The organism is Nocardia sp. NPDC050710 (genome assembly GCF_040654375.1).
GTDB lineage: Bacteria > Actinomycetota > Actinomycetes > Mycobacteriales > Mycobacteriaceae > Nocardia.
This window is the reverse complement of the sequence record NZ_JBFAHV010000001.1, coordinates 651,891-667,302: the sequence shown is the minus strand read 5'-3', so window position 1 is coordinate 667,302 and position 15,412 is coordinate 651,891. Positions and strand designations below refer to the sequence as shown.

The 15,412-nt window shown below is 66.9% G+C and carries 17 protein-coding genes; 12 read left to right on the top strand and 5 right to left on the bottom strand.

Annotated elements, in window-relative coordinates:
• The first annotated feature begins 141 nt into the window (after positions 1-141).
• Positions 142-792, top strand: coding sequence for a pyridoxal 5'-phosphate synthase glutaminase subunit PdxT (gene pdxT, locus AB0H61_RS03065; RefSeq protein ID WP_357298502.1), 651 nt, complete (start codon positions 142-144; stop codon positions 790-792).
• A 202-nt stretch (positions 793-994) separates the two neighbouring features.
• A complete protein-coding gene (locus AB0H61_RS03060; protein WP_357298499.1) occupies positions 995-1,750 on the top strand; it encodes a YebC/PmpR family DNA-binding transcriptional regulator in 756 nt (251 codons plus the stop codon).
• A gap of 232 nt (positions 1,751-1,982) precedes the next feature.
• Here AB0H61_RS03060 and AB0H61_RS03055 read toward each other — a convergent pair whose 3' ends face one another.
• The 3 genes from AB0H61_RS03055 to AB0H61_RS03045 all read right to left on the bottom strand — a co-directional run bounded on the left by AB0H61_RS03055 (position 1,983) and on the right by AB0H61_RS03045 (position 3,131).
• A complete protein-coding gene (locus tag AB0H61_RS03055) occupies positions 1,983-2,486 on the bottom strand; it encodes an SRPBCC family protein (protein ID WP_357298498.1) in 504 nt (167 codons plus the stop codon).
• A complete protein-coding gene (locus AB0H61_RS03050) occupies positions 2,483-2,848 on the bottom strand; it encodes a metalloregulator ArsR/SmtB family transcription factor (protein ID WP_357298495.1) in 366 nt (121 codons plus the stop codon). Before AB0H61_RS03050 ends, AB0H61_RS03055 begins: the two co-directional genes overlap by 4 nt.
• Before the next feature lie 76 nt (positions 2,849-2,924).
• Positions 2,925-3,131: a DUF5988 family protein gene (locus AB0H61_RS03045; protein WP_357298492.1), complete on the bottom strand. Its 207-nt coding sequence runs from the start codon at positions 3,129-3,131 to the stop codon at positions 2,925-2,927.
• Between the two features lie 168 nt (positions 3,132-3,299).
• Between AB0H61_RS03045 and AB0H61_RS03040 the strand changes: the two genes are divergently transcribed.
• From AB0H61_RS03040 to AB0H61_RS03020, 5 genes are all read left to right on the top strand, one after another.
• Positions 3,300-3,815, top strand: coding sequence for an O-acetyl-ADP-ribose deacetylase (locus AB0H61_RS03040; protein WP_357298489.1), 516 nt, complete (start codon positions 3,300-3,302; stop codon positions 3,813-3,815).
• Positions 3,816-3,918: 103 nt separating this feature from the next.
• Positions 3,919-4,557, top strand: coding sequence for a crossover junction endodeoxyribonuclease RuvC (ruvC, locus tag AB0H61_RS03035; protein WP_357299827.1), 639 nt, complete (start codon positions 3,919-3,921; stop codon positions 4,555-4,557).
• Positions 4,554-5,156: a Holliday junction branch migration protein RuvA gene (gene ruvA, locus AB0H61_RS03030; RefSeq protein WP_357298486.1), complete on the top strand. Its 603-nt coding sequence runs from the start codon at positions 4,554-4,556 to the stop codon at positions 5,154-5,156. The genes ruvC and ruvA overlap by 4 nt, the downstream gene beginning before the upstream one ends.
• A 6-nt stretch (positions 5,157-5,162) precedes the next feature.
• A complete protein-coding gene (ruvB, locus tag AB0H61_RS03025; protein ID WP_357298483.1) occupies positions 5,163-6,248 on the top strand; it encodes a Holliday junction branch migration DNA helicase RuvB in 1,086 nt (361 codons plus the stop codon).
• 131 nt (positions 6,249-6,379) lie between these two features.
• Complete coding sequence (locus tag AB0H61_RS03020) at positions 6,380-6,823, top strand: GtrA family protein (protein WP_357298481.1); 444 nt, start codon at positions 6,380-6,382, stop codon at positions 6,821-6,823.
• A 56-nt stretch (positions 6,824-6,879) separates the two neighbouring features.
• On the opposite strand, the gene AB0H61_RS03015 is transcribed toward AB0H61_RS03020, so the two are convergent.
• Together AB0H61_RS03015 and AB0H61_RS03010 are read right to left on the bottom strand one after the other, a co-directional pair.
• On the bottom strand, positions 6,880-7,461 hold the full coding sequence (locus AB0H61_RS03015) for a DivIVA domain-containing protein (protein ID WP_357298478.1): 582 nt from the start codon (positions 7,459-7,461) through the stop codon (positions 6,880-6,882).
• Between the two features lie 131 nt (positions 7,462-7,592).
• The gene (locus AB0H61_RS03010; protein ID WP_357298476.1) at positions 7,593-8,258 is read right to left on the bottom strand and encodes a TetR/AcrR family transcriptional regulator; all 666 of its coding nucleotides are present in this window, start codon (positions 8,256-8,258) and stop codon (positions 7,593-7,595) included.
• A 36-nt stretch (positions 8,259-8,294) separates the two neighbouring features.
• On the opposite strand from AB0H61_RS03010, the gene AB0H61_RS03005 reads away from it, so the two are divergent.
• The 5 genes from AB0H61_RS03005 to AB0H61_RS02985 all read left to right on the top strand — a co-directional run bounded on the left by AB0H61_RS03005 (position 8,295) and on the right by AB0H61_RS02985 (position 15,392).
• The gene (locus tag AB0H61_RS03005; RefSeq protein ID WP_357298473.1) at positions 8,295-9,806 is read left to right on the top strand and encodes an NAD(P)/FAD-dependent oxidoreductase; all 1,512 of its coding nucleotides are present in this window, start codon (positions 8,295-8,297) and stop codon (positions 9,804-9,806) included.
• Between the two features lie 291 nt (positions 9,807-10,097).
• The gene (yajC, locus tag AB0H61_RS03000) at positions 10,098-10,454 is read left to right on the top strand and encodes a preprotein translocase subunit YajC (protein ID WP_357298471.1); all 357 of its coding nucleotides are present in this window, start codon (positions 10,098-10,100) and stop codon (positions 10,452-10,454) included.
• Between the two features lie 186 nt (positions 10,455-10,640).
• Positions 10,641-12,395, top strand: coding sequence for a protein translocase subunit SecD (gene secD, locus AB0H61_RS02995; protein WP_357298468.1), 1,755 nt, complete (start codon positions 10,641-10,643; stop codon positions 12,393-12,395).
• Complete coding sequence (gene secF / locus AB0H61_RS02990; RefSeq protein WP_357298466.1) at positions 12,392-13,588, top strand: protein translocase subunit SecF; 1,197 nt, start codon at positions 12,392-12,394, stop codon at positions 13,586-13,588. Before secD ends, secF begins: the two co-directional genes overlap by 4 nt.
• 82 nt (positions 13,589-13,670) lie before the next feature.
• On the top strand, positions 13,671-15,392 hold the full coding sequence (locus tag AB0H61_RS02985) for an ABC transporter substrate-binding protein (protein ID WP_357298463.1): 1,722 nt from the start codon (positions 13,671-13,673) through the stop codon (positions 15,390-15,392).
• The last annotated feature ends 20 nt before the right edge of the window (positions 15,393-15,412 follow it).

The window sequence follows — 15,412 nt, the reverse complement described above, 5'->3', positions numbered from 1 at the left end:
CGGCCCCTTCGCCTTGCGCGGCAACACAGCTATCACCTAAGCGAGTGTCGACCTGTTCCGGCGAAATGAGCCGTGCGTTGATGAAACGTTGACGGACACCGTGATCAGGACCACAGTGGACCGGCTCGTAAGCTCTGCGAGGTGAACGCTTCCTGGGTCAGCGACCCCGCCGCCGACACCGCCCCGGAGCTCTCGCGCCCCACCATCGGCGTGCTGGCCCTCCAGGGCGATGTGCGCGAACATATCGCGGCGCTGGCGCACTGCGGAGCCGAGCCGGTGCTGGTGCGCCGGGAATCCGAGTTGGCCGCCGTCGACGGCCTGGTGCTGCCCGGTGGCGAGTCGACCGCGATCAGCAAACTGCTGGTGGCCTTCGACCTGCTACAGCCGCTGCGCGCACGGCTGCGCGACGGCATGCCCGCCTTCGGGTCGTGCGCGGGCATGATCCTGCTCGCCTCCGAGGTGCTCGATACCCGGCTGGACGCCCAGCACCTCAATGGCATCGATATGACGGTGCGCCGCAACGCCTTCGGTCGTCAGGTCGATTCCTTCGAGACCGATCTGGACTTCGCGGGATTGGACGGCGGCCCGATGCGTGCGGTCTTCATCCGGGCGCCGTGGGTCGAGCGGGCCGGAGAGCGGGTCCAGGTGCTGGCGACCGTCCCGAGCGGCCCGTTCGAGGGCCGCATCGTCGCCGTGCGCGAGGGCAACGTACTCGCCACGTCCTTCCACCCCGAGGTCACCGGTGACCTGCGGGTGCACCGGATGTTCGTCGAGATGGTCCGCGCCGCCTAGTGCCCCCGTAGGTTTCGGTCACCTTCGGAGCATGCGATCGCCGGCCCTGGCGCGGACGTCGGGCGGAGCGGGTCCGACGGCGTCTATTAGGCTGGTGTAGTTGTCCGCCCGGCCGTCACGGCCCAAACCCTTCGGGGTCGCCGCTGCGCCGCGGGTAACGTACTCACGTCCAGACGTGCAATCGACCTGAAGGAAGTAGGGAATGAGCGGCCACTCCAAATGGGCCACCACCAAACACAAGAAGGCCGCGATCGACGCCAAGCGAGGCAAGCTCTTCGCAAAGCTGATCAAGAACATCGAGGTTGCGGCTCGGACCGGTGGCGGTGACCCGGATGGCAACCCGACGCTGTACGACGCCATCCAGAAGGCGAAGAAGTCGTCGGTCCCGAACGACAACATCGAGCGCGCCCGCAAGCGCGGCGGTGGTGAAGAGGCCGGTGGCGCCGACTGGCAGACCATCATGTACGAGGGCTACGGCCCCAATGGTGTCGCGGTGCTGATCGAATGCCTCACCGACAATCGCAATCGGGCGGCGGGCGAGGTCCGGGTCGCGATGACCCGCAACGGCGGCAATATGGCCGACCCGGGTTCGGTCTCCTACCTGTTCCACCGCAAGGGCGTCGTCACCCTGGAGAAGAACGGTCTCTCCGAGGACGACGTGCTGATGGCGGTGCTCGATGCGGGCGCGGAAGAGGTCAACGACCTCGGTGATTCCTTCGAGGTCATCAGCGAGCCCACCGACCTGATCCCGGTCCGTAAGGCCCTGCAGTCCGCCGGGATCGACTACGACTCCGCCGAGTCCGGCTTTCAGCCCTCGGTGAGTGTGGCGGTCGACGCCGATGGCGCGCGCAAGGTCTTCAAGCTGGTGGATGCACTCGAGGACAGCGACGACGTGCAGAACGTCTACACCAATGTCGACCTGTCCGATGAGGTGCTCGCGCAGCTCGAAGAGGATTAGCTCGTTGCGGGTGTGGGACGTGCAGAACGTCGCCGCATCCGATGGTCGACCTGTCCGATGAGGTGCTGGCGCAGCTCGAAGAGGATTAGCTCGTTGCGGGTGTGGGACGTGCAGAACGTCGCCGCATCCGATGGTCGACCTGTCCGATGAGGTGCTCGCGCAGCTCGAAGAGGACTGATCCACTCCGCCGGTTCGGGGCGGTCCGCGGCTGGCGGGCCGCCCCGAACGCGTTCTACTCCGGCTCGAGCTCCGCGTAGTAGGCCCGCATAGCGGGGAAGTAGTCCCCGAAGTCGGGAAGTGAGATGCCATTCCGCGCCGCGCCGAACATATCCAGGTAGTACTCCCACCCGGGTCCGACCTCCGGCACCAAGGCGATCTCGTCGGGGCCGTTCAGATGCTGGGTGAACCGCAATTCGGTACCGGCCGCGGACTCGGAGAGCTGGACCTCCAGATACCAGGAACCCGCCTCGTCCACCGCCGAGATCTCCAGGCGGCGCGGCGGTTCGCAAGCGCCGATGCGCATTTCCATCCAGGGCTGACCCTTTTCGAAGGCCATCTGCACCTTGATGGTTCCGCCGGGCACGCCCTCGCCCTCCCATGGGCCGTACCACCGGGCGGTGCGCTCCGATTCGGTGAGACTCGCCCAGACGTCCTCGATGGGGGCGCGGTAGCTGCGGGTCAGGACCAGATCGCAGCCCGCGTCGGTGCCGAACAAACGGCCGGAGGGTCTTGTCATGCCGTGTTCTCCCTTGTCGTATTCGGGTCGGCCGGCCGGCCGCGGTGCTCGCGCCGGGTCCGGTGGATCTCGGTGTCCAATGCGTCCAGATGTCGGGACCAGGTGTCGGCGCTATCGAAGCGGGCGATCCAGGCGGCGAATTCGGCCAGTGGTTCGCGATCGAGCACATAGAACCGCTGCCTGCCGACCAGTTCGTCGTGGACGAGCCCGCTTTCCCGCAGAACCCGCAGATGCCTGCTGATCGCGGGCCGACTGATGTCGAACCGTCCCGCGATTTCGCCCGCGGTCAGCCTCGCGCCGTGTAGCAACTCCAGGATTTCCCGCCGAATCGGATCGGCGATCGCGCTCGCCACGTCGTCCACTCCAAAAGCGTAACTACGTGGTTACGTATTTGTCGAGGATCTACCGCGGGAGCCCCTACGGGGGTGACCGGTCGGTTTATTCAGCGACCTTCGTGCGGTCGCACCACTCGTACACGGTGAGCAGGCCCGATTCGGTCTCGACCTGCCGCGCCGTGATCTTGAAATGTTCGTAGCCGCTCTTGAACGGAATTTTGAGCTCGTCGCCCGGTGGCGTGATCGGGACGATACGCTCGGGCAAGTCTTGCGGCCCGCCCTCGAGGATGGCTTTCGCAATGTTGCTCATCTTCCGATGGTAGGCCCGGTGTGGCCACCGCCTCGGTGTTTCCGCGTCACGGCCGGGGCACCGGTCGCCAACGATTTCATCGACCCCGCGATCGGACCGACAGCGACCCGAGTGCGTGGCGCGCATAATCGCTGGCGTGGTACGCCGGGGGCGAGGAAGAATTCGATCATGGTCTCCCTGACGTTGGTCCGCGGTGACATCACCGAGCAGTCCGTCGACGCCGTGGTCAATGCCGCCAATTCCTCGCTGCTCGGCGGCGGCGGAGTCGACGGCGCCATCCACCGCAAGGGCGGGCCCGAGATCCTGGCCGAATGCCGCAAGCTGCGGGCTTCGCGGTACGGGAAGGGTTTGAAGACGGGGCAGGCGGTCGCGACCACCGCGGGCCGATTGCCCGCACGCTGGGTCATCCACACCGTCGGCCCGGTCTGGTCCGCCACCGAGGACCGCTCCGATCTACTCGCCTCCTGCTATCGCGAATCCCTGCGCGTCGCAGGGGAATTGGGTGCCGAGACGGTGGCCTTCCCGGCCATATCGACCGGCATCTACGGCTGGCCCATGGCGGACGGCGCCCGTATCGCGGTCGAAACGGTTCTGGGCGCCCGGACCGTCGTGGCCGAGGTCCGGTTCGTGTTGTTCGACGAGTCGGCCTACGCCGCCTTCGCGGCACAGGTGCCGCCGGTGTAGGCGCCATGCGTCGACGGTTGATCCACCCGTGTCGCTGGAGACGGGTACGCACCCCATCCACTAGACTCTCGAACAGTTGTTCGTGTCTGCGAGAGGGGTTTTCGTGCGGGTGATGGGCGTCGACCCCGGACTCACCCGGTGCGGGCTCAGCGTCGTGGACGGCGGGCTGGGGCGGAAGGTGACCGCGCTGGATGTCGATGTGGTGCGCACCCCGCCGGAGATGGATCTGGCACATCGGCTGCTGCAGGTCGCCGACGCCGCCGAGCACTGGATGGATACGCATAAACCGGACGCGGTGGCGATCGAACGGGTCTTCTCCCAGCACAATGTGCGCACCGCCATGGGCACCGCGCAGGCGGGCGGGGTGATCGCGCTCGCCGCGGCGCGGCGCGGGATACCCGTGGCCTTCCACACCCCGAGCGAGGTGAAGGCCGCGGTCACCGGGAACGGCACCGCGGACAAGGCTCAGGTGACGGCCATGGTCACCCGGATCCTCGGATTGCAGGTCGCGCCGAAACCCGCGGACGCGGCTGATGCGCTGGCCTTGGCGATCTGTCATTGTTGGCGGGCGCCGCTGCTGGACCGGATGGCCAAGGCCGAGGCGCAGGCGGCCGCGGCGCAGCGGCGGTACACCGAGCGGCTGGCCGCACAGCAAGCACAGCAGCTGGCCGCACAACAAACACCGGGACGGGCCGCACGAACACAGCGGCCCGCCGAGCAACGAAAGGCGGTAGGCGGGTGATCGCGTCGGTACGCGGTGAGGTGCTCGAGATCGCGCTCGACCACACGGTGATCGAGGCGGCCGGGGTCGGCTACCGGCTCAACGCGACCCCGTCGACGCTGGCCACGCTCGCCCGGGGCGAGGAAACCCGGCTGTACACCGCGATGATCGTCCGCGAGGACTCGATGACGCTGTTCGGATTCGCCGATACTGAGGCCCGCGACCTGTTCGGCCTCCTGCAGACGGTCTCCGGGGTCGGCCCGCGCCTCGCCATGGCGGTGCTCGCGGTGCTCGAGCCCGAGGCGCTGCGCAAGGCGCTGGCGGAGAGCAATGTGGCGGCGCTGACCCGGGTGCCCGGCATCGGCAAGCGCGGCGCCGAACGCATGGTGGTCGAGTTGCGCGACAAGGTGAATCTCGTTCCGGTCCAGGCCGGTCCGCCCGGTTCGGCCATCCCGGCCGTCGCTCCCGTGCGGGACCAGGTGGTCGAGGCGCTGACCGGGCTCAGCTTCCCGCTCAAACAGGCCGAACAGGCGGTCGACAGCGTGCTGGCCGAACAGCCCGCCGCCGACACCTCCACCGCCCTGCGCGCCGCGCTCAGCCTGCTCGGCAAGAACCGCTAGGCCGCCATGGATTACCAGGACCACGAACCCGCCGAATCGCAGGTCACCGCAAGCTATTTGAAATCCGACGGGGAGATCGAGGCGAGCCTGCGCCCGAAATCGCTGGATGATTTCATCGGTCAGCCCCGGGTTCGTGAGCAGCTCATGCTGGTCTTGCGCGGCGCCAAACAGCGCGGCGGCACCCCGGATCACGTGCTGCTCTCCGGCCCGCCCGGCCTCGGCAAGACGAGTATGGCGATGATCATCGCCGCCGAACTCGGCACCGCACTGCGTATCACCTCCGGTCCGGCGTTGGAGCGCGCGGGTGACCTGGCCGCCATGCTGAGCAATCTGGTCGAGGGCGACGTGCTGTTCATCGACGAGATCCACCGCATCGCCCGGCCCGCCGAGGAGATGCTGTACCTGGCGATGGAGGATTTCCGTGTCGACGTGGTGGTCGGCAAGGGTCCCGGCGCCACCTCGATTCCGCTGGATATCGCCCCATTCACGCTGGTCGGCGCCACCACCCGGTCGGGTGCGCTGACCGGGCCGCTGCGCGATCGCTTCGGCTTCACCGGCCACATGGACTTCTACGAGCCCGATGAACTGCTGCGCATCCTGCAGCGTTCGGCGCATATCCTCGGCGTCGAGATCTCACCCGACGCGGCCGCCGAGATCGCGGGTCGGTCCCGCGGCACCCCCCGCATCGCCAATCGCCTGCTGCGACGGGTGCGTGACTACGCCGAGGTGCGCGCCGACGGCCGCATCACCCGGCCGATCGCCCAGGCCGCGCTCGAGGTGTACGACGTCGACTCCCTCGGCCTGGATCGCCTGGACCGCGCCGTACTCGGCGCCCTGGTCCGCAGCTTCGGCGGTGGCCCGGTCGGCGTCTCCACGCTTGCGGTGGCCGTCGGCGAGGAGGCCGCCACAGTCGAGGAGGTCTGCGAGCCTTTCCTGGTACGCGCGGGTATGGTCGCCCGCACCCCGCGCGGTCGCGTCGCCACCGCGGCAGCCTGGGAGCACCTCGGACTCGTACCTCCGCCCGACCTGGTCTTCGGCTCCATCGAGGTCCGTGGCCGCGAACCGCACCCCACCCTCGACCTGTTCGACTGAACACCCGTCGCGACCGCGCCGAGCGGCCGAGATGCGTTGCGCGGGATAGAGTCGATCGGGTGGCGGTGGTCCAGACAATCCTCGAGCGAGTGCCCGAACCGTATCGTTCCCAGCTGATTCACCATCGGGAGATGCTGAAGTTCGCGATCGTCGGTGCGACGACCTGGTTCATCGACACGGGCGTCGTGTACGCGACCAAACTCACCGTGCTCGGCGAAAAGCCGTTGACCGCACGACTTCTCGGAGTGTTGATCGCCACCATCGCGTCCTACGTCCTCAATCGCGAATGGTCGTTCCGCACCAGGGGCGGCAGACAACGTCACCACGAGGCCGCGCTGTTCTTCGCGGTCAGCGCGCTCGGTATCGGTGTCACCCTGCTGCCGCAGGCGATCTCGCTCTACATCTTCAATATCCGGATCCCGCACGTCGGCCCGGTCACCCAGGCGGTGGCCAACTTCATCACCGGCCAGATCCTCGGTGTGCTGCTGGCCATGTGGTTCCGCTTCTGGGCCTTCCGGCGCTTCGTCTTCCCCGACGACCTCCGCGAAGCGGAACTGCACAGCATTCAGGGCTGATCCACTGCCACGACGGTCGCTCGATCAGCCGTCATCGCATTTGCGACGGCCGACCTTCAGTGGTGCTGGCCGGTGTGCTCGAGGGCGGTGACGACCAGGTCGAGAAAGGCGTCGACCTCGTCGCGCTGGTAGCCGCGGGTGCCGAGCCTGGCCTCGGTGAAATGCACCGCGCGCACCTCGGCGACGGTCAGACTGCCCGGTCCGCCGTGTGCGAGGGTGGCGGCGACCAGATCCAGGAAGGCGTCGACCTCGTCCTCGTGGTATCCGCGCCGCCCGACCGGGGCCTGGGTGAACCGCATCCGATGCACGTCGTCGGGCGTGAGCAGGGGAGCGGGCCCGGAGCCGTTGCCGCCCGCGGGCACCGGCCGGATACCGTGCTGTCGGTACTCGAGTTCGACACGTACCCGGTCCAGGAACTCGTCGACCTGATCCGCCTGGTACCCGCGGCCACCGAAGCGCGGTGCGTCGAAGGCGACATGCCGGACGTCGTCGGCGGTCAGCACACCCTGTCCGTCCAGCGTCGCCGCGACCAATTCCAGGAAGGCGTCGACCTCTTCCGCGTCGTAACCGCGATGCCCGACCGGTGGCATGGCGAAGTGGATCCGGCTCACGTCTTCGGGGGTCATCACCCGCGACATTGTGTCAGGATCCCCGCCCTCGGCCGGTTGGATACTCGCATTTCGTACTGCACGGTCTCTTGTGAACACGTCGCCCCCATGCGAACGGACTCGGCCTTGTGCCCACACTGTAGCCGCCGCGCGCCGTGTCTTCAGTCCTTGCGCACACCGTCGACGAGCAGCCGCCGGATCGCCTCGTTCAAACCCTTGATCGCCGCCTCGTCCGGATCGCGCAGCCCGTGCACGATGCCCGCGAGCAACATGCCGGTGACAGCGCGCGCGGTATTCCGCGTGTCCAGATCCGGGCGCAGATAGCCGAGCTCGACGCCGTGGTCCAGATAGGCGGCGGTCAGGGAGTCGGCCGTGTCGAGGAGACCGTACAACCGGGCGGTCAGTTCGTCATCGATCCCGGTCGCGTGGAAAAGCAGCAGCTGGGCGACCCGGCGGTCCTCGATGAGTATGCCGGTGAGCGCGACGCCGATCCGATCGATTTGCGCCCGGTATTCGTCGAGCGAGGTCGCGGCATCGGGGGCGTTGTCGGTGCCGAGAGCGGCGATGATGCGCGCGGCGAGATCGTCGATGACGTGGTCGATGATGTCGCGCTTATTGCTGAAGTAGCGGTAGAAGGTGCCGTGCCCGATGCCGAGTTCGCCGGCGATATCGGCGATTCCGGTGGCGTGGTAGCCCTTCTCCGCGAAGCAGACGAAGGCGGTGTCGATGATGTCTTGGCGCAGTTCGGCCTTGCGTCGTTCGGCCCGCGTGGATGGCTTCGTCACCTTCACGATGATACAGTCGTCACAAACGGAATGATGTGTCATTCTGTGATAAATGATTCACATATCTGGAGGTTCGACGTGGCGCCTCAGTACGACGCTGTCGTGGTCGGTGCGGGATTCGGCGGAATGGGTGCGGGTATCGAGCTCGACCGGCTCGGTCTGAGCAACTATGTGATCCTGGAACGCGAGGATGACCTCGGCGGCACCTGGCACGTCAACCACTACCCGGGTCTCGCGGTCGACATCGCCTCGGTCACCTACTCGTATTCGTTCGAGCCGAACCCGTACTGGACGCGGCTGTTCGCGCCGGGCAAGGAGCTCAAGAAGTACGCCGAACATGTGGCCGACAAGTACGGCCTGCGCCGCCGGATGCGGTTCGGCGCCGTCGTCGACGGCGCTCGCTGGGACGAGGAGCAGCAGCACTGGGTGGTCACGCTGGCCGGTGGGGAGACCGTGACCGGTCGCTATCTGCTGACCGCGACCGGATTCCTCTCACAGCCGTACACGCCCCCGTTCCCCGGTATCGACTCGTTCGCGGGCACGATCATCCACACCACCGCGTGGGAAGACGATTTCGACCTCACCGGCCGCAAGGCCGCGATCATCGGCACCGGCGCTACCGCCGTGCAGTTGGTGCCGGAGGCCGCCAAGAAGGTCGCGGAGCTGACCGTCTTCCAGCGCACCCCGATCTGGGTGGTGCCCAAGATCGATACCGCCATTCCGGCTGCCGTGCAGAAGCTGTTCGCCAAGGTGCCCGCCACCCAGAAGGCCGCGCGCATGGTGAATACCACCCTGCTCGAGGCGCTGATGGTGGTCGGTGTGCTGCACTACAAACAGGCCAAGCCGCTGAACAAGGCCGCGGGAGTGCTGGCCAAGGCGCATCTGCGGGCGCAGGTGCACGATAAGGAGATTCGCGAGCAACTCACCCCGCACTACGACTTCGGCTGCAAGCGCCCCACCTTCTCCAATCACTACTTCAAGGTCTTCAACCAGCCCAACGTGCATCTGGAGACCAACTCCATCGACCACATCGAGGCGGACGGCATCGTCACCGCCGACGGGCGCAAGACCGAGATCGACACCCTGATCCTGGCCACCGGATTCAACCTCTGGGATGTGAACTTCCCGGCCGTGGAGATCATCGGCCGTGAGGGCGTCAACCTCGGAAAGTGGTGGCGCGACAACCGCTTCCAGGCCTACGAGGGCATCACGGTGCCGAAGTTTCCGAACTTCCTGAGCCTCAACAGCCCGTACTCCTACAGCGGCCTGTCCTACTTCACCACCATCGAGGCGCAGATGAAGCATATGGGCCGCCTCTTCGGTGAGATGCTGCGGCGCGGCGAGTCCACCTTCGAGGTGACCGGCGCGGCCAACGCGCGTTTCCTCGACAAGGTCACCGAACGCCTGGGCGCCTCGGTCTTCTACGGCGGCGATTGCGCGAGCGCGCGCAGCTACTACTTCAACCCGCACGGCGAGGCCGCGCTGTTACGTCCCAACAGCACTGTCAGCACCCATCGGCACGCGGTCGGGTTCCCGCTCGACGACTACACCTTCGGCCCCGTCGGCGTGCCGGAATCCCAGCCCGCCTGATCCTGGCGGATCCCGTCACGGCGTTCGGGCGCCCCGGTGCGCAGGCCCCGTTTCTCACTCATGAGGACGGGGCCTGCGCGCGTTCGCCTCGGTTCTTCGGCGGTGGGCCGATCGGTGGGTTCATACGCCGGATCGGGTCGGTACATACCGGCGTGTCGACCCCCGCGGTGGACCGAGGGGATCGAGCAGCGTGAGGTCAAGGGTGTGCGGGTGTGGCACTGATGACACGAACTGGCAGACTGTGGGAGTACCTGTCCATCCCACCCACAACACTAGGGACTGACTTCGACGATGGAACTCCTGTTTCCGCTGCTGCTGGTAGCCCTGCTCGTACCGATGTTCCTCGGCGTCCGCCGTCAGAAGCGGGAGGCCGAGAAGGTTTCCTCGATGCAGGACAGCCTGAAGATCGGCGACGCGGTCACCACCACGTCGGGTCTGTACGGCACTGTGGTCGACCTGGACGACGAGACCGTCGATCTGGAGATCGCCGAGGACGTCGTCACGACATGGCTGCGTCAGGCGATCCGCGAGGTCCGCACCCTGGATGAGGCCGACGAATCCAGCACCGACGAGACCGGCACCGACCAGACCTCGACCACTGTCGAGGAGTCCACCGAGCAGACCGAAACCCGGTTGACCAAGGACTGACCGTCGGCTCCCGCCACGTCCGCGCGCCGGATGCTGTAGCGGTTGTGCCAGACTTGCGGCATTCGCGGGTGCCTCAGTGGTGACACAGGCCTCCGGCCCCGTCACTGCCGTCAGGCCCGCGCCCCGGCGCGGCTGACGCGCGTCCGCCTGTTTCCACTCTCGACTTCCGCCTAGGAGATACGTACTGTGCCACCTTCTCAGGGATCGGCGCATCCGCTCCGGCTGCTCGGCGCCTACGCCGCGCTGCTGGCCGTGATCTATGCGCTGGTGTTCTTCACCGGTGACAAGTCCCCGACACCCAAGCTGGGCATCGACCTACAGGGTGGAACCCGGGTCACGCTGACCGCGCGCACGCCCGACGGCAGCAAGCCGAGCCAGGACAGCCTGCGCAAGGCCCAGGACATCATCGAGAGCCGCGTCAATGGCCTCGGTGTCTCGGGTTCCGAGGTACTGATCGACGGTGACAACCTGGTGATCACCGTGCCGGGTGACGACAGCCAGCAGGCACGATCGCTGGCGACGACCGCCAAGCTCTACATCCGTCCGGTGCTGCAGGCCGTGCCCGCCACGAACGGGAAGGCGACGACCGGTACCGGTGCGGGAACCCCGCAGATCCCCGGGACGGCGCCTACCGATACCGGCATACCTCCGGCTACCGATGCCCCTGCGCCGCCGCCCGCCGAAGCCCCGCCTGCCGCGGAGGCCCCGGTCCCGCCGGTCGGCGAGGAAGCCCCCGCGCCCCAGTCGCGTGTCTTCCCCGCGCAGGCGCCGACCTCTCCGCCCGCGCCCCCGAACGGTAAGACCCTGACTCCCCAGGAGCAGGCGCAGAAGGAAATCGCCGAGGCGAAGGCCACCCGACAGAGCACCGACCCCACCGTGCAGCAGGCCGCGATGCTCGCCATCGACTGCACCAAACCGGATCCGCTGACGGGTAACGACGACCCGGCCCTGCCGCTGGTGACCTGCTCGATCCCGGGATCGCAGAATCCCGAGGTCTATCTGCTCGGACCCAGCCGCATCGACGGCCAGGAGATCAAGGACGCCGCCGCGGGGCTGAACCCCCAGCAGGCTCGACACGAGGTGAACCTCGAGTTCAAATCCGGCGGCAGCGATGCCTGGGCCTCGCTCACCGGTGAGATGGTCAATAAGCGCGTCGCCTTCGTCCTCGACTCGCGCGTCGTCTCCGCGCCGGTCGTGCAGCAGGGTCCGCAGCAGGGTGGTCGCACCACCATCTCCGGTAGCTTCACCGCGGCAAGTTCCAAGGAACTCGCGAACACACTGAAATACGGTTCGCTGCCGCTGTCGTTCCAGACTTCCGAGGCCGAAACGGTCTCGGCGACACTGGGTCTGTCCTCGCTGCGGGCCGGTCTGCTGGCCGGCGCGATCGGCCTGATCGTGGTGCTGCTGTACTGCCTGGCCTACTACCGCATGCTCGGATTCCTCGCCGGATTCTCGCTGATCGCCGCGGGTTTCGCGGTGTACGGCATTATCGTGCTGCTCGGCCGCTGGATCGGGTTCACTCTGGACCTGGCCGGTATCGCCGGTTTGATCATCGGTATCGGCCTGACCGCCGACTCCTTCGTGGTGTTCTTCGAACGCATCAAGGACGAGATGCGCGAGGGCCGCAGCTTCCGCTCGGCGGTACCACGCGGTTGGTCGCGGGCCCAGCGCACCAACCTTTCCGGTAAGACCGTGAGCCTCATCGCCTCGGTGGTGCTCTACATCCTCGCCGCCGGACAGGTGAAGGGATTCGCGTTCACGCTCGGTATCACCACCGTGCTCGACGTGATCGTGCTCTACCTGTTCACCGCCCCGCTGATGATGATGGCCTCACGCTCGCCGTGGTGGTCCAAGCCTTCGGTGAACGGTCTCGGCGCGATGCAACAGATAGCCCGGGAACGCGGCGCTGGCGGTGTCCTGGTGAAGGAGTCTTCCCGATGAGCAGTCCCACACTGGAGAAGTTCGCGGACGAGCCCGACCGCGGACCCGCACCCCGGCACAGCATTTTCGAGCGGCTCTACACCGGCACCGGCGGTTTCGAGATCGTCGGGCGGCGTCGCTTCTACTACATGCTGAGCCTGGCCTTCGTGCTGATCTCATTGCTGAGCATCGGTATTCGCGGCTTCACCCTCGGCATCGATTTCGCGGGCGGTTCCCGGATCCAGCTGCCCGCGGCCGAGCAGGTCACCACCCAGAAGGTGGAGGACGTCTACTCCGCCACCATCGGGCACGACCCGGTGTCGGTGCAGAAGGTCGGTTCCGGTGCGGCCGCGACCATCCAGGTCCGGTCGGACACCCTCGATCGCCAGCAGACCGAGGCATTGCAGACCGCGCTGTTCGACGCATTCCAGCCGAAGGATTCCAACGGCGAGGTGACTCCCAACGCGATCAGCATCGCGGAGATCAGTGAGACCTGGGGTAGTCAGATCACCAGACAGGCGGTGATCGCGCTACTGGTCTTCGTCGTGCTGACCATGATCTACATCGCGATTCGTTTCGAACGCGATATGTCCATCGCGGCCATCACCTCGCTGTTCTTCAACCTGATCGTGACGGCGGGTGTCTATTCGCTGGTCGGCTTCGAGGTGACCCCGGCGGCGGTGATCGGTCTGCTCACCATCCTCGGCTTCGTGCTCTACGACAACGTCGTGGTGTTCGACAAGGTCGAGGAGAACACGCGGGGCGTACTGCACCTGACCAAACGCACCTACGCCGAACAGGCGAATCTGGCCGCGAATCAGACGCTGATGCGTTCGATCAACACCACGGTCATCGGCATTCTGCCGATCATCGGCATGTTGGTGATCGCGGTGTGGCTGCTCGGTGTCGGCACGCTGAAGGATCTGGCGCTGGTGCAGCTGGTCGGCATGATCGTCGGCGCGTACTCGTCGATCTTCTTCGCGGTGCCGGTGCTGGTGTCGATCAAGGAGCGGTTCGGTCCGGTCGCCGCGCATACCAAGAAGGTGCTGGCACGGCGCTCCGGCGCCGCGTCGGAGCGGGCTCGGGCGGAGGCCGAACGTCGGGCGATCGCCGCGACCGGTCGGGGCGTGCGCTCCGATGTCCGCAGAGAACCCGCCGACACCGCACCGCGGCCCGGTGCGCGCCCGAGCGGGAAACGGCAGCGAAGGCACTGACACCGCGTTCGAGGATCATTGGTCGGTCGATATCCGTGCTCCCCGCGCCCGCGGGGACGATCCCGGCAGGGGGTTTCGTTCTATGCGACCACGTTCCGGCGCAGTGTTGCGCCTGATCGCAGCTGTTGCCGCGGGCACCTTGGCCGTCGGGTTGGCGGCCGGGTGCTCCAGCGAGAATCAGGTGCCGTCCATCGGGTACGCCGTCGACGCGGCGATCACCAGCTACAACGGCGGCAGCACCGCGGGCGCGAACGGCGGCGCGCCCGCGGTCTTCGGGCGGGTTCTGACCGGGTTCTTCTATACCGGACCGGATGGCCAGCAGGTCGCCGACACCGATGCCGGGACGGCGAAGGAGGTGCCGGGCGAGTCGCAGACCATCCAGTACCGGCTCAACCCGGACGGGGTGTACTCCGACGGAGTCCCGACCTCCTGCGACGACCTGGTGCTGGCCTGGGCCGCGCGCAGCGGCCGGTTCACCAGACCAGGTGATCGCGGGCAGGTCTCGCTCTTCGACGCCGCGAGCACCTCCGGTTACGCCGATATCGAGCGGGTGGAGTGTCAGCCCGGTTCCAAGGACGCCACCGTGGTGTTCCGGCCGGGCCGGCGCTTCCTGCCGTGGCGCACACTGTTCACCGCCGGTGAGCTGATGCCCGCTCATGTGGCGGCGCGGGCGGCGAATGTGCCGAACGTCGTGAACGCCCTGCAGACCGCTGATCCAGGGGCGATTCAACGCCTCGCCGAATTCTGGAACACCGGGTGGAAGCTGGGCCAGGGCGACCTGGACATGTCGCGGTTCCCGTCCTCGGGCCCCTATCGGATCGAATCCTTCAGCCCGGAGGGCGGGCTGGTATTGATCGCGAACGAGCGGTGGTGGGGCAATAAGGCCGAGACCGGCCGGATCGTGATCTTCGGCAAGACCTCCGATCTGAAGTCGAAGGTCGGGGACAACGCCGTGAGCGTCGTGGATGTGGACGCCGAATCGGTGAAGGATCTGAGCCTGGGCGGGTTTTCCGTGAAGACGGTGCCCGGGCGCGGCGCCGAGCAGCTGGTGCTGGCGACCTCGGGGGTTTTCGGCTCGGTCGAAGCCCGACGCGGCTTCGCGCTGTGCGTGCCACGGCAGGCGCTGTTCGACAAGCTCGGGAAGGCACAGGACGCGCCGTCCTCGGGGCTCGGTTCTGGGCCACTGAATTCCCGTACCGTGCAGCAGGATTCGCTGTTCTATTCGGCGGTCACCGGTGCCGCCGACCGCTACAAGGGCACCGATATTCCCGGTGCGACCCGCACGCTCGCAGCCGGGGCCGCGGCCAATCAGACCATCCGCATCGGCTACCTGGGTCCGGATGACCGCCGCGGTCGCACCGTCGCGATGATCGCGGAAGCATGTAAGCCCGCGGGAATCACCGTGGTCGACGCCGGTTCCGCGGATTTCACACCCACCCAGCTCACCGAGGGCAAAGTCGACGCCGTCCTCGGCGGTACCGCATCGATGCCCGGTCCGGCGGGTTCGCTGACCGGGGTGATGGCGACCAGCGCGTTGCGCACGGGTAACGGGCTCAATTTCGGACGATTCGGTAACGGCCGTTACGATGCGATCACCGATCAGCTAGCGGCCGACGACAACTCGACCGTCCAGTTGAATCTGCTGACCGAGAGCGAGAACCTGCTGTGGTCGGAGATGCCGAGCATTCCACTGTTCGTCACCCCGCGCACCATCGCCTTCGCCGACGGTCTGCACAACGGTGTGGCCGGCCCCAGCCAGGCGGGGTCCGGCTGGAATATGGACCGCTGGGTGTTGAAGCGGTGACAGGTGTGTGTGGGTGAGTG

What these genes read in the sequence shown, in the direction of transcription:
- ruvB (WP_357298483.1), top strand. Translation starts at nt 5,163, where the DNA reads ATGGATTACCAGGACCACGAACCCGCCGAATCGCAGGTCACCGCAAGC.
- secF (WP_357298466.1), top strand. Translation starts at nt 12,392, where the DNA reads ATGAGCAGTCCCACACTGGAGAAGTTCGCGGACGAGCCCGACCGCGGA.
- AB0H61_RS03060 (WP_357298499.1), top strand. Translation starts at nt 995, where the DNA reads ATGAGCGGCCACTCCAAATGGGCCACCACCAAACACAAGAAGGCCGCG.
- AB0H61_RS03015 (WP_357298478.1), bottom strand. Translation starts at nt 7,461, where the DNA reads ATGTCGCGGGTGATGACCCCCGAAGACGTGAGCCGGATCCACTTCGCC.
- AB0H61_RS02985 (WP_357298463.1), top strand. Translation starts at nt 13,671, where the DNA reads ATGCGACCACGTTCCGGCGCAGTGTTGCGCCTGATCGCAGCTGTTGCC.
- AB0H61_RS03040 (WP_357298489.1), top strand. Translation starts at nt 3,300, where the DNA reads ATGGTCTCCCTGACGTTGGTCCGCGGTGACATCACCGAGCAGTCCGTC.
- AB0H61_RS03045 (WP_357298492.1), bottom strand. Translation starts at nt 3,131, where the DNA reads ATGAGCAACATTGCGAAAGCCATCCTCGAGGGCGGGCCGCAAGACTTG.
- AB0H61_RS03020 (WP_357298481.1), top strand. Translation starts at nt 6,380, where the DNA reads ATGCTGAAGTTCGCGATCGTCGGTGCGACGACCTGGTTCATCGACACG.
- AB0H61_RS03055 (WP_357298498.1), bottom strand. Translation starts at nt 2,486, where the DNA reads ATGACAAGACCCTCCGGCCGTTTGTTCGGCACCGACGCGGGCTGCGAT.
- AB0H61_RS03010 (WP_357298476.1), bottom strand. Translation starts at nt 8,258, where the DNA reads ATGACACATCATTCCGTTTGTGACGACTGTATCATCGTGAAGGTGACG.
- yajC (WP_357298471.1), top strand. Translation starts at nt 10,098, where the DNA reads ATGGAACTCCTGTTTCCGCTGCTGCTGGTAGCCCTGCTCGTACCGATG.